At 52.0% G+C, this 12,706-nt stretch carries 12 protein-coding genes; 10 read left to right on the top strand and 2 right to left on the bottom strand.

Annotation, left to right across the window (positions count from 1 at the left end):
• Window positions 1–45: 45 nt before the first annotated feature.
• Window positions 46–888: an AraC family transcriptional regulator gene (locus N879_RS19060; RefSeq protein ID WP_009458723.1), complete on the bottom strand. Its 843-nt coding sequence runs from the start codon at window positions 886–888 to the stop codon at window positions 46–48.
• A gap of 226 nt (window positions 889–1,114) precedes the next feature.
• On the opposite strand from N879_RS19060, the gene N879_RS19055 reads away from it, so the two are divergent.
• From N879_RS19055 to pdxH, 7 genes are read left to right on the top strand one after another with little or no spacing between them, the layout of a single operon-like run.
• Complete coding sequence (locus N879_RS19055; protein WP_031233054.1) at window positions 1,115–2,005, top strand: DMT family transporter; 891 nt, start codon at window positions 1,115–1,117, stop codon at window positions 2,003–2,005.
• A gap of 56 nt (window positions 2,006–2,061) precedes the next feature.
• Window positions 2,062–2,772, top strand: a complete 711-nt coding sequence (locus tag N879_RS19050) for a B3/B4 domain-containing protein (RefSeq protein WP_009458725.1) — start codon at window positions 2,062–2,064, stop codon at window positions 2,770–2,772.
• A 52-nt stretch (window positions 2,773–2,824) separates the two neighbouring features.
• On the top strand, window positions 2,825–4,972 hold the full coding sequence (locus N879_RS19045) for an oxidoreductase (RefSeq protein WP_051359156.1): 2,148 nt from the start codon (window positions 2,825–2,827) through the stop codon (window positions 4,970–4,972).
• Window positions 4,973–4,986: 14 nt separating this feature from the next.
• Window positions 4,987–6,075 (top strand): anthranilate phosphoribosyltransferase, encoded by a 1,089-nt coding sequence (trpD, locus tag N879_RS19040; RefSeq protein WP_235332462.1) that lies wholly within the window; start codon window positions 4,987–4,989, stop codon window positions 6,073–6,075.
• Window positions 6,072–6,863: an indole-3-glycerol phosphate synthase TrpC gene (gene trpC, locus N879_RS19035; protein ID WP_009458728.1), complete on the top strand. Its 792-nt coding sequence runs from the start codon at window positions 6,072–6,074 to the stop codon at window positions 6,861–6,863. The genes trpD and trpC overlap by 4 nt, the downstream gene beginning before the upstream one ends.
• A 54-nt stretch (window positions 6,864–6,917) precedes the next feature.
• On the top strand, window positions 6,918–8,204 hold the full coding sequence (locus N879_RS19030; RefSeq protein WP_009458729.1) for a diaminopimelate decarboxylase: 1,287 nt from the start codon (window positions 6,918–6,920) through the stop codon (window positions 8,202–8,204).
• A gap of 11 nt (window positions 8,205–8,215) precedes the next feature.
• The gene (pdxH, locus tag N879_RS19025; protein WP_009458730.1) at window positions 8,216–8,857 is read left to right on the top strand and encodes a pyridoxamine 5'-phosphate oxidase; all 642 of its coding nucleotides are present in this window, start codon (window positions 8,216–8,218) and stop codon (window positions 8,855–8,857) included.
• A 65-nt stretch (window positions 8,858–8,922) separates the two neighbouring features.
• Here pdxH and N879_RS19020 read toward each other — a convergent pair whose 3' ends face one another.
• A complete protein-coding gene (locus N879_RS19020; protein ID WP_022983627.1) occupies window positions 8,923–10,356 on the bottom strand; it encodes a DHA2 family efflux MFS transporter permease subunit in 1,434 nt (477 codons plus the stop codon).
• A 76-nt stretch (window positions 10,357–10,432) separates the two neighbouring features.
• Between N879_RS19020 and N879_RS19015 the strand changes: the two genes are divergently transcribed.
• From N879_RS19015 to panC, 3 genes are read left to right on the top strand one after another with little or no spacing between them, the layout of a single operon-like run.
• On the top strand, window positions 10,433–10,624 hold the full coding sequence (locus N879_RS19015) for a DUF3460 family protein (RefSeq protein WP_009458738.1): 192 nt from the start codon (window positions 10,433–10,435) through the stop codon (window positions 10,622–10,624).
• 45 nt (window positions 10,625–10,669) lie between these two features.
• Window positions 10,670–11,512 (top strand): segregation and condensation protein A, encoded by an 843-nt coding sequence (locus tag N879_RS19010; RefSeq protein WP_009458739.1) that lies wholly within the window; start codon window positions 10,670–10,672, stop codon window positions 11,510–11,512.
• A gap of 11 nt (window positions 11,513–11,523) precedes the next feature.
• Complete coding sequence (panC, locus tag N879_RS19005; RefSeq protein WP_009458740.1) at window positions 11,524–12,372, top strand: pantoate--beta-alanine ligase; 849 nt, start codon at window positions 11,524–11,526, stop codon at window positions 12,370–12,372.
• Window positions 12,373–12,706 lie beyond the last annotated feature (334 nt).

Here is a 12,706-nt window from a genome sequence, read left to right as displayed (position 1 = left end):
GATTCTTGATTTGTCGTCTTGAATTAATTATCGGATTTCCCTCAATTACTTGAGCGCCGAAAAAGACTGCATTTTGCGAGATTGAGAGAGGGAGCCGGGCGTCAGGCCATAACTTGAGACGAAATGGCGGGTTAAGTGGCTTTGATCTGCAAAACCCGATAAAAGAGACGCTTGCAGTAAGGTGTGTCCTTGCATGATCAGGCGGCGTGCCATTTGCAGCTGACGCTGTAGTCGATACGCATGAGGCGGTAATTGCGTCACCGCCTTGAACGCCCTTAGAAATTGGAATCGGCTTAAACCGGCCTCCGTTGCCAGTTCATTAAGTGAGACCGGGATTTCTGGGTGAGCATCAAGACGAGCTTTGGCTCTGGCTAACTCGGCAGATAGAATCTCTGCTTCCGTGGGCTGATTATTTCCAAGCAGTGGCACCAGAATTTGAAAAAGCTCCTGCTCCGCAATTTCATCTATCAGTCCTTGCTTGGGCTCGCGCTTTGGATCGGTTAATGCCACGTACAGGCGCTTGAATGCCATGACCGCCGAGGTGTCGCCAAGAACAGGGTGGATAAACTCCACCCCGGCGCTATGCCCCATGGACTGGGCAAACTGGGCGATCAGCTCTGGGTCCAGATACAGCATGCGCCAGGTTCTTGCCTTGCCGTCTACGGGTCTTCCATCGTGAACTTCATTCGGGTTGACGGTAATCATGTTGCCGTTGGTCGCTCGTACCTGTCCGCGACCACTGGCTGAGTCCTGAGCTCCGCTGACCAGCACCCCTATCCCAAACTGATCGTGAGTATGCCGACCAAACGATTGGCTGGACATCGCTTCAACAGCGACGATATCTGTCTGCCCGCATACCTTCGCTTTGAATTGCTTACTGACCTTCATTTGGGATATTTCCTTTCATTTTCTAAGAGCGCACTTCGTGTTCCTGGATGAGTGGGGAAATGACTATTCTAATCGTTTTCTATTTTTGTTTTTATCAAAAAATAGTGCTCCCTCTTGATGTCTGCGGATTTTCTGTTTCCTTGCAATATCGTTCAAGATTTTTCTTGATCAATATTATTAAATACCAAGGTTATTACGTGAATTGATTTGCGTCCTAGAGGAAAAGATGTCAAGTCGCACACTTGGATATGTATTGTTGTCCTTGGCCATGATGACGGTTGGATCGACCGTTATTGCCTCCAAACTGATCGCTGGCAACATGCCTGCTTTTTTGGCAACGGCACTTCGTTTTGCTCTTGCCTTGCCGGTTTTGCTTGCCCTGATGTTCTGGCAGCGAGAGCGGTGGCCCAAGCTGTTGTTCCGGGACTGGGTACTGTTGCTGCTTCAGGCCGGGGCGGGCAGTGTTGGCTATACGACCTTACTGATAGCAGGCTTGTCCCATTTGTCGGCGGCTGATGCGGGCGTAATCATCGGCACATTGCCCGCTGTGTCTGCGCTCTTCTCCGTGATCGTCCTGGGCGAGCGGCCAGGGCTAAGGCTGCTGATCAGCGTCGTGCTGGCGACCTTGGGTGTCATGGCAGTGGTCTGGAAGGGCTCAGGTCCAAGTTCGTCCATTGGCATGTTTTATATCCTGGGAGCCGTGGTTTGTGAGAGCGCATTCATTTTGCTTAACAAGCGCATCCCTGTGCCGCTGCGGCCTTTGTTGCAAGCCACCACGATGACCGGTCTGGGCCTGCTGGTGTCCTTGCCCTTTGCTTTGCTTGAGTTACCGCTTTCCATGCCAGATACCGCAGCGATAGGTGCTGTGGCTTGGTATGCGCTTGTCCCTACCGTTGCAGGGTTTTTGCTGTGGTATGGCGGGGCAGCGCGGGTCAGTGGCAGCGAAGCGTCTGTATTTACGGCGGTGGCTCCTTTGACAGCCGTCACCCTGGCAGCGCTGGTTTTAGGGGAGCAGATTGGGTGGGTACAGATTGTGGGTGTTGCCACGGTCATTCTTGCCATTTTTGTGTTGACCTTCCCGGAGCGAACCCGAGCACGAACTGTACTGACGCAATAGGCAGTGTGCTTGCCTGTATTTCACATTTTCAATTGGCGAAAGGTGCCCTGCATACCATGTACTTCAATCATTCTGACACTGTGTGGAACCGCTTTCCGAGGCTGACGGCATTGGTCCTGGTTTTACAAGGGGTGAGGGTAGCTAAACTCCAAAACGATGCCCTGAACAGCACATTTACGAGGGTTGGCCAGTTGCTGGAGCAGGGGCCGGAGAGCGAACTCCCGTCTATTCAGGCCTGGCGTCAGGCGTATTCCCAGATGGGCATGAAGCCGACCCAATACCGCTGTGCGGTTGAGGCATTGCTGCGTCGCTTTCGTAAAGACGGACACCTGCCTGGCTTTCATCCCTTGATCGATACTTTGAACGCAGAGTCTATGCAGGCAGCCATTCCGATTGCGGCATTTGACTGCGCCCATATTTCTGGAGGCATCACAGTTCGGCCTGCCGATGGTACGGAGATTTACCGAACCTTTCAGGGTGAGGTCGAACATCCAACAGAGGACGAGATTGTGTTTGCCGATGAGGCCAACCATGCGCACTCACGTCGCTGGGTTTTCCGGCAGGGGGCTCAGTCCGTGGTCTCTAAAGAGTCAGATACGGTACTGGTCGTCGCGGAGGCATTACATGAGCGGGCTTATGAAGATCTGGAGGCCTTGCACGAACGCATCACGATACGTGCGGCTGAGTTGGAGATAGAGGTTCTGAAGGAGGGAATGCTGACTCAGCACAGTCGACGTTTTGAGTTTGTGCCTGAACTCTGTAAGTAGGGCATGGCGTTGGCGTCTTTCAGGTCTGTCAGCACAACAATCAGAGATAACAATGACTATTTTCCCCCCAGTAAGTGTTGATCGTTATGCACCACTTTTTGAGCCTTTGAGTATTGGTCCGGTAATCGCTAAAAACCGTTTCTATCAGGTGCCCCATTGCAATGGTATGAATCGGGTGCACCCAAGTGCAATGGCTCGAATGCGGGGGATCAAGGCTGAGGGCGGATGGGGTGTTATTTGCACTGAGCAGTGCGACATTCATTACTCCAGTTGTCATCCGAGAGAGCTGAGGCTTTGGGATACCAGGGATATACCTGTTTTATCCAAAGCTTGTGAGGAGATAGCGCGATACGGTGCTTTGGCAGGCATAGAGCTTGCTCACAATGGTTTTCACGTAACTAATTTGGAGACGCGTGCTATCCCTTTTGCCCCTTCCTTGGCTCCGACAAGAGGAGTGGCTCCCGTTACTGCCAGGGAAATGGACAAAAGTGATATTCGAGACTTTTTGCGTTGGCACAGGAATGCTGCGCTTAATGCTAAGAGAGCTGGGTTCGATATTGTGTACATCTATGCAGGCCACGACATGACGCTTCCAGCTCATTTCTTGTCGCGGCGTCATAACCAGAGAACAGACGAGTATGGGGGCAGCCTGGAAAATCGAGTGCGTTTATTAAAAGAGTTGCTCTTGGATACTAAGGAGGCCGTGGGGGATCGATGTGCAGTCGCTTTGCGATTCAGTGTAGATGAGCTGGCTGGACCTTTTGGTCTTTCTGCTGAGGGGGAGGGCCGTGATGTTGTTGAAATGTTGGCCGACTTGCCGGATCTTTGGGATGTAAATCTCAGTCCATTTGGGAATGATGGACAGACATCGCGTTTTAGTGATGAAGGTTTTCAGGACAGTTACATCAGCTTTGTGAAACAGGTCACTGGAAAGCCGGTTGTAGGTGTAGGTCGGTATACATCCCCGGATCATATGCTGTCATTAATCTCGACTGGGAAGTTGGATTTGATTGGGGCGGCGCGGCCCTCTATTGCAGACCCCTATCTTCCGGAGAAGATCAGAACAGGGGCATTTGAGGATATTCGAGAGTGTATCGGTTGCAATATTTGTGTGGCATCAGACAAGCTCAGTGTCCCCTTGCGATGCACTCAGAACCCCACCATGGGTGAAGAGTGGCGTAGAGAATGGCATCCAGAAATCATCCAGCCCAAAAATACAGATCATAAAGTTTTGGTGGTAGGGGCCGGGCCTGCTGGTTTGGAGGCCGCATTGTGGTTGGGAAGACGTGGCTATGAAACGATCTTGGCTGATAAGGAGCGCAATCTAGGTGGACGTGCTCTGACGGAGGCTAGTTTGCCTGGCTTATCAGCATGGCGTCGGGTTGCCGATTGGCGAGTGGGGCAGTTGCGCAAGAATCCGAATGTCCTTGTTCTACCGGAGAATCCTGTTTCCGCCAGCATGGTTCTGGAGACAGATTGCGATTTGATTGCCGTGGCAACTGGCGCTCGATGGCGGGCAGATGGTGTGGGGCGTACCTACTCGGCACCCGTTGAAGGTTTGAACCGGTTACCGGTTTTTACTCCTGACGATGTAATGGCTGGGAGTTCGCTTGGCGGCCGGGTACTCATATTTGATGACGATCACTACTACATGGCAGGGGTGATTGGAGAGCGGCTTGCCGCCCAAGGTTGTTCCGTGAGTTTTGTGACGCCAGAGAGCTTGGTCTCGGCATTCACGCTCAATACGGCTGAGCAGCCAAAAATTCAGAAAAGATTGATCGAGCTGTGTGAGGGTGTACATGTATCCCACAAGCTAGAGAAGATTTTATCGGATGGCGTTGTGATTGCTTGTGTGTTTACCGGGCGCAAGCGATTTCTCCTTGCGGATGCGGTGGTATTGGTGACCTCACAGGTACCGAATGATTCCTTGTATCGGGAGCTTGATGCGCAGCTTGCTGTTCTCAATGAAGGGGATGGCCCCCAGCGACGAGTAGTGAGGATTGGTGATTGTTATGCACCGGGTACGATAGCTGCCGCAGTTTATGCCGGTCATTTGTTCGCTAGGACATTGGACAACCGTTTATATGACATACCTCCATTTCGTCGAGAGAATGTGACATTGGATTGGAACCAGACTCTCCCGGAGGATTTGGATGTATTCAATGCGTTTCAGTCAGAGCGCATGGATATGTGTTCATAGCCGCTGAGGTTTTCATGCAGACCCCCATAACAATGCAAACCGACGCGTTTGATATCAAATTGGCTATTCAAGACCTTGTCTCGTACAGGTCGTTGAGTCGTAACGGTATGGCTGCTTTGATGGACAGTATCGTTTCTGGGAAAGCTAGCCAGGCACAAGTTGGGGCAGTGCTGACTGCATTACGCATGCGTGGTGAGACTATCGATGAGATAGTCGGTGCCGCTCTTGCAATGCGAGCACGTATGGTGACTATACAGGCTCCACCAGGAACGATGGATATTCTGGGAACGGGGGGCGATAACTCGGGGACATACAACGTTTCTACATGTGCTGCTTTTATTGTGGCAGGTGCTGGAGTTCGCGTAGCCAAGCAAGGGAATAGAGCATTTTCCTCAAGGTCTGGTGCTGCTGATGTCTTGCGAGCGCTTGGGGTAAATCTGGACGTACAGCCTCACACGATTGAACGCTGCATTGATGAGGTTGGAATTGGGTTCATTTTTGCTCCTGCTCATCATCCAGCTCTTGCGAAAGCGATGCCGGTGCGCGTAGAGCTTGGAACCAGAACACTTTTTAATATTCTTGGTCCGTTACTCAATCCAGCTGGGGTTAAGCATCATTTGGTTGGTGTTTACGCCAGAAGCTTAGTTCGCCCTTTAGCTGCTGCTTTGGCTGAGCTTGGATCTGAACGGGTTCTTGTTGTTCATGGTTCTGATGGACTAGATGAAATTACTACCACAGGTCCGACTTTTGCAACGTTGGCTATCAGTGGTCATTTGACTGATCTCGAGATACGGCCAGAGGACCTTGGCTTGTCTATAGCTGCGCCTGACGTCTTAAAAGGAGGAGATCCGCAGACGAATGCACATGCACTGCGTTCAGTCCTCGAAGGGGAGGCTGGGCCTTATAGGGATATCGCATTGATCAATGCGGCTGGAGCATTAATTGCATCCGGGAAAACAGAGGGCTGGTTGGATGCCATACGAATTGCGCGTGCTTCCATTGATGAGGGCCAGGCATTGCGATGTTTGCAGCGTTTGATCTCTGTTTCTTGTCAGGGGGATGCTCCCCAACTGTTTTCCTCTGAGCTTTCTGGTGACCTATGAGTATTTTGAACACGATCAAGGCTTATAAGCTTGAGGAAATCGAACGAGCTCGTAGCGAGATGTCTCTATCTAGGTTTGAGTCTCTTATATCCCGGTTGCCACTACCTCGATGTTTCGTTTCCGCCATGGAAAAACGCGTGGTGCGAGACCAGATTGCACTGATTGCAGAGATCAAGCGAGCGAGTCCATCAAAAGGATTGCTTAGAGAAGGCTTTGATGTTGTTGAGATTGCCCAAGCATATAAAAAGGGCGGTGCAGCATGTTTGTCGGTTTTGACTGATGCCCATTTTTTTCAAGGGAAGGCAGGGGATCTGCAGCTTGCAAAATCTGCGTCTGACTTGCCGGTACTGCGTAAGGATTTCATTGTGGATATGTATCAGGTCTATGAGTCCAGAGCGATGAACGCCGACTGCATTTTATTGATTATGTCGATGCTAGGTGATGACTCCTTACTGAAAGAGCTGATGGAGCGGGCTCAGAGTCTTGGAATGGAAGCGCTGGTTGAAGTTCATGATGAGGCCGAGGCAGAACGCGCCTTGTCTATGAATGTACGAATGGTCGGGATAAATAACCGTAACTTGAGTGACTTCTCGGTTGATCTTGGCGTGTCAGAGCGATTGTTCAAGATGTTGGGGCCGCATTGTTTGGCAGTTAGTGAAAGTGGAATATCCAGTCCAGCAGAAGTGCTTCGTCTTAAAGCTAGCGGAATAAAGGGTTTTTTGATTGGTGAGCAGTTGATGCGAGTGTCTGATATTGAACATGCGACGCGCTCTATCACCTGTTTGTAGTGGGTGTTTGCAACCCACCTTTCTTTGTTGTGACTTTGTTTTAAGAGGAACACTATGTCGATATATGAGGCCGCAGAGCAAGACGTGCCGTGTTTGGATGTTCGTTATTTAGAGAGTCATTGGGTTTCAACAGCTAACCTAGCTAATATTTGCTCTAAATCCGGCACCCCTGTCTTTGTTTACAGCGAAAGCCAGGTTCTGAAGAACTTTCAGCGCATTACATCAGCCTATCGTGCTGCAGGCTTGGAGGGGCGTGTCTCCCTGTACATTCCGTTTTTCCCCAATGCAAACCCTCATGTCATGAAACCTCTTCATGATGCAGGGGCTGGTATCTTGTTACAGATGCCTAATGAGTACGAGCTACTCACACAGTATGGGTTTGACAGATTCATTATTTCTCCAGGGCATGTTTCGAACAAGGAACTCAGCTATTGGAATGCCAAAAAGCATTTGGTGTTTCTGGCTAGCCTTGATGAAATCGCATTTGCTATTGAGCAGAATGCGCCGACGATCAGTGCTCGTATAGATAGTCTTCGTTCGGATAAACCTGGGGTGAAGGTCGAGCAACTGGGACAATTAGCCCAAATGTTGAAAGATAGTGGGCGAACTCTGGAGTGCTTTGAGGTGTATTGCGGAAGTGGCAATTCACTTCAGGATATGGTTGATATCGTGCGTGAAATCTTCCACATGTTTGTTAAACACTTTCCATCAGCGAAATCAATTAATTTTGCGGGTGGGCATGGTTTTAACTATGAATTATGGGATGAAGAGAAAAAGCATTTTGACTGGAATACCTATTTCCTTGCGATCCGTGACCTAGCGGTCGAAATGAAAATACCTGAGACGGTTAAATTCTTATTTGAACCGGCCCGTGATGTGTTGGCTGATTCCGGTGTTTTGGTGTCAAGCGTCAAACGAGATGTAGTGCGTCATTCCAATGGGCATATCGTTGTTACAGATAGTTCTCGCATGTTGATGCCCTCTGCCCAGCTACGTAATCGGCCTCACAATACTGTCTTTCTGGACGACCACTTTCAGGAAATTACAGACTACAAGGACGCGGGTAGAGCCAAAATTCGAGGCCGCACGCTGCTACGGAATGACTATCCTATACCAGGTGAAGTGACTGTCCCTGCCTCGGTAAAGGCAGGTGATTATTTGCTGGTTCTTGATGTGGGAGCGTATTGCGCGACGCAGCATATGGAGTTTTTGAATGTGCCGCCTGCTGGTGAGGTGATCGTTGGCAAGGATGGCCAGGCTCGCATGATCAGCAAGCCGGGTGATGACGCTGATAAATGGCGCAATCTGCTGGCGGCGCCCCAACTACTTTCTTTCGCTTAGGTGTTTCGAAGATGACTCAAGTGACGCACGATGTGAGTGAGGCTTTTAACGATGAGACAAATACAGTTGTAGGCAATGACCCAATTGTTTTGTTTGGGGAATGGCTCGAGTTAGCTCATCGGAGTGAGGTGAACGATGCAAATGCGATGGCGCTTGCTACGTCTGATGCCTCTGGAATGCCCAATGTCCGTATGGTCTTATTGAAGAAATTTGATCAAGAAGGACTGGTCTTTTATTCCAATACACAGTCTCAAAAAGGAGGAGAGCTGCTTAGCAATATGCAGGCTGCCGGGGTGTTGCATTGGAAGTCTTTGCACCGACAGATTCGTTTTCGTGGACAGGTTCAGCAAGTTTCGGACGCCGAGGCTGATGCACATTTTGCGTCTAGAGATCGTGCAAGCCGGATAGGGGCGTGGGCAAGTCAACAATCCCGCCCTTTGCTCAAACGAGGGGACCTGGCCAAAGCGGTTGCGGTCCAGGCGGCTCGCTTTGGCATTGGTGAAGTTCCAAGGCCCTCGTATTGGACTGGGTTTCGTATCGTTCCTCTGTCGATGGAGTTTTGGATCGATAAACCTTTTCGGCTTCATGATCGGTTGGTGTTCAAACGCAGTTCCATAGAGATGCCTTGGGCCTCTAGCCGCATGTATCCATGATTACCGCTGAGGGTGTGGCCCCTTAATCGCGTTTGTTTTACCCGGGGTCAGTTTGGCATGTAGATCTACTTCTTCTGCAAAGACTCACCATCGCTGGCTGACAGTCGGGCAAAAGACAGGCTGGAGATGGCCGTAATAGCACCCAGAATCAGAAAGGCCCAGATCGTATCCTGGGTCTCCACGCTGCTGGCTCCGCGCAATGCCATGCTGACATTCAGCGTTACCGCCGCACATGCTACGCCCAGACTGATAGCCAGTTGCTGCGCCATGGCAGCAAAACTGCTGGCCTGGCTCATGGCCTCAGAATCCAGGTCGGCGTAGGTCAGGGTGTTGACTGCGGTGAACTGCAGGGAGCGGAAAAAACCGCCTGCGGTCAGGACGGCAATCATGAGCCACATGGGCGTGGTGGCCTGGAACATGGCGCACAGGGCAATGAACAGGCCCGTCAGCCAGGCGTTGACGATCAGGACTTTGCGAAAACCGTAACGCCGGATGATGGGTGGGGCCACCAGTTTCATGCCCAGAGCACCAATCGCGCCGGTGAAGGTAATCAGGCCTGCTGATAATGCGCTCATGCCAAAGTTGGTTTGCAGCATGATGGCCAAAAGAAATGGCGCAGCGCCCAGCGAGAAACGACACAGATTGCCGCCCAGCACGGAAATGGCAAAGGTTTTGGTGCGCAGCAAGGACAAATCAATTATTGGGTAGGCAACTTGCCGGGAGTGCCAGACGTACCATGTGCCAGCGACCAGACCGGCCAGTGTCAGCCAGCCCAAGGTATCCCAGCCCAGCGTGCCATGGCCTACGTTCTCGAAGCTGGTCACCAGAGTGGCCAGACAGATGGCGCTCAAGATAAAGCCCAGCCAGTCCAGGGGCGGGCGCTCTGTGGGGTAGTCCTCGCGGATATAGCGCAGCACCAGGGCAATGCCCAGTATGCCAACGGGGATGTTGATCAGGAAAATCCAGTGCCAGCTGGCGTACGTGACTAAAAAACCACCCACGGGCGGGCCGATGATGGGGCCCAGCAAGGCAGGCAAGGTCAGCACCGCCATGGCGCTTAAAAGCTCATCTTTAGGGACGCGCCGCAGTAAGATAATGCGTCCCACCGGCACCATCATGGCCCCGGCCATGCCTTGTATCACGCGGGAAATAATCAGTTGTGACAGGGTCTGGGACAGGGCACATGCAACAGAACTGGCGGTAAAGAGTAGAATGGCGGCCAGGAACACCTTGCGAGCACCAAAGCGGTCTGCAGCCCATCCACTGATTGGAACGAATACGGCCACGGCCAGCAGGTAGCTGGTAATGATGGTATTCATGCGGATGACGCTGGTATCCAGCGACAAGGCCATCGTGGGCAGGGCAGTGGCTACAACCGTAGAGTCCAGCATTTGCATGAACAATGCACATCCCACAATGTAGGGAATAATGCGTATGGCTCGACGCTCTTGAGGGGACATGGTCGCCGGTTTGGCGGCTTCGGTCTGTTCAGATGCCATGCGGCGAACTCTCTGGTGTGCGGTGCAGTAAACTCAAACTTTTCTGTTATCCAATTTATTTAGGCGTACAGGTATTATGGCAAAGAATTTCGAATCCGAAATTACCCAGTTTCTTAAACAGTATAAAGAGCAGAACGCGGATACCGAAGCACGGCAGCGTGAAGGCCGTTATCGTCTGTGGGACAAGCAGATTGACCAGGAACTGCAAGACGGTTACAAGGCTGCTCGCACGCCTCAGAAACCTTACGTGTACTACGAAAACAACTAAATCTGTACACCTGCGCCTGTGACTGAGATCGCACAGCAGACTGTTGTGGATACGCCAGCTCCTCAGCCCGAGGATGTGCTGGCGCGTCTTTATGGTGAGCCGCTGTTTGCGATCCCTCAGGATCTGTATATTCCGCCTGATGCGCTGGAAGTATTTCTGGACGCCTTTGAAGGCCCGCTGGATCTGTTGCTGTATCTGATCCGCAAGCAGAACTTCAATGTGCTGGATATTCCGATGGCCCAGGTCACCGGGCAGTATCTGGCCTACGTGGAGCAGATCCGCGCCACCAATCTGGAGCTGGCGGGGGAGTATCTCTTGATGGCCGCGTTGCTGATCGAGATTAAATCCCGCATGTTGCTGCCAGTGCGGCGCGCTGACACGGGAGAAGAGGTGGATGATCCGCGTGCCGAGCTGGTACGCCGGCTGCTGGAATACGAGCGCATGAAGGAAGGCGCGCGTCGTCTGGACGAGCTACCCTTGATGGGGCGCGACTATCTGCTGGCCAATGCCCAGGCCGAACTGGTTATTGAGGCCATTCCACCGGAAGTGAATGCGGATGATTTGCGCGAGGCCTGGCTGGGCATCTTGAAGCGTGCCAAGCTCAATGCCAGTCACAAGATTACGCGTGAGCAGTTGTCGGTGCGTGATCACATGAGCCAGATTCTGCGACGTTTGCAGCATGTGCGCTTCATGGAGTTTACAGAGCTGTTTAATGAACGCCTGGATCAGGGTGATCCGGCGGCGGTGCTTGTCGTGCATTTTCTGGCGATGCTGGAATTGGCACGAGAGTCACTGCTTGAAATCACGCAGGCCGAGCCCTACGCTCCTATTTATTTGCGCCTGACTTATATTCGAGCGCAGGCCGATGGGCCTGATCTTATTCCGTAGCGGAGAATTTTTTGAAAGTCGTCCATAACATCCAAGAACTGCGCGATCAGCTCCAGGGCCAGACACGCGTGGCATTTGTTCCAACCATGGGGAATCTGCATCGAGCTCACCTGGACTTGATGAAGTTGGCTCGTCAGCATGGCGATCCGGTGGTGGCCAGTATTTTTGTGAACCGCCTGCAGTTTGGCCCTAACGAGGATTTTGATCGTTACCCGCGCACTTTGCAGGAAGATGCGGCCAAGATGGAGCAGGAGCGCGATGTGTATGTCTTGTTTGCTCCTTCGGAGCGCGAGATGTACCCCGAGCCACAGAGTTTTCGCGTCAGCCCGCCTGATCATTTGGGCCGTATCCTGGAAGGTCATTTCCGTCCTGACTTCTTTGAAGGCGTGTGTACGGTTGTGTTGAAGCTGTTTTCCTGTGTGCAGCCGCGTGTGGCTGTGTTTGGGAAGAAGGATTATCAGCAGTTGATGGTGGTGCGCCAGATGGTGCGTCAGTTCCAGTTGCCGGTAGAGATTCTGGCTCACGAGACGGTGCGGGAAGAGGATGGTTTGGCCATGTCTTCGCGTAATCGCTATTTGAGTCCCGAGGAACGCGCTCAGGCTCCGCAGATTTATTACGCACTGCAGGAAATGAATGAGCGTTTGCAGCAAGGTCAAAGCCGCGAGGAGATTGAGGCTTATGCGACCAAGAAGATGACGGATCTGGGCTGGAAGGTGGACTATATGGCCTTGCGTCGTCAGTCGGATTTGCTGGAACCGACGCCAGAGCAAATTGCAGCTGGCGAACCGTTGGTGGCATTGGCCGCTGCCAAATTGGGCGCGACGCGTTTGATCGACAACCTGGAAATGGTTAAAGCCTGATTTCTTGTGTTGTTTGGTGAGAAAAGCACAGTTTTTACTGTGCTTTTTTTATATCTGCGTGGTTTATTTTTGCAGTCTTTGTCTTTGTCTTTGTCTTTGTCTTTGTCTGGTGCTTTGGTTGGGGTGGTGGCAGTTCAGGCCCCCTCATGCCAGGGTGGGACTCAGTAAGACGCCACTCTGACGCGCAGCTCTGGGGGGCGGCTGACTACTTGCCGGTGCTGCGCACCGGTGCCCTTGTCGAGAGATAGCTACGGGCGCACCCTGAACTCACCCGGTACTTGGTCCCCCGGACCAAGTACAAGCGTCGGGTTCAAACAGCAGGGTGCTTGCATCC

It is taken from the genome of Alcaligenes sp. EGD-AK7 (assembly GCF_000465875.3).
Lineage (GTDB): Bacteria > Pseudomonadota > Gammaproteobacteria > Burkholderiales > Burkholderiaceae_B > Alcaligenes > Alcaligenes phenolicus.
Note: the sequence above shows the minus strand (reverse complement) of the source record. Positions and strands in the feature narration are given on the sequence as shown.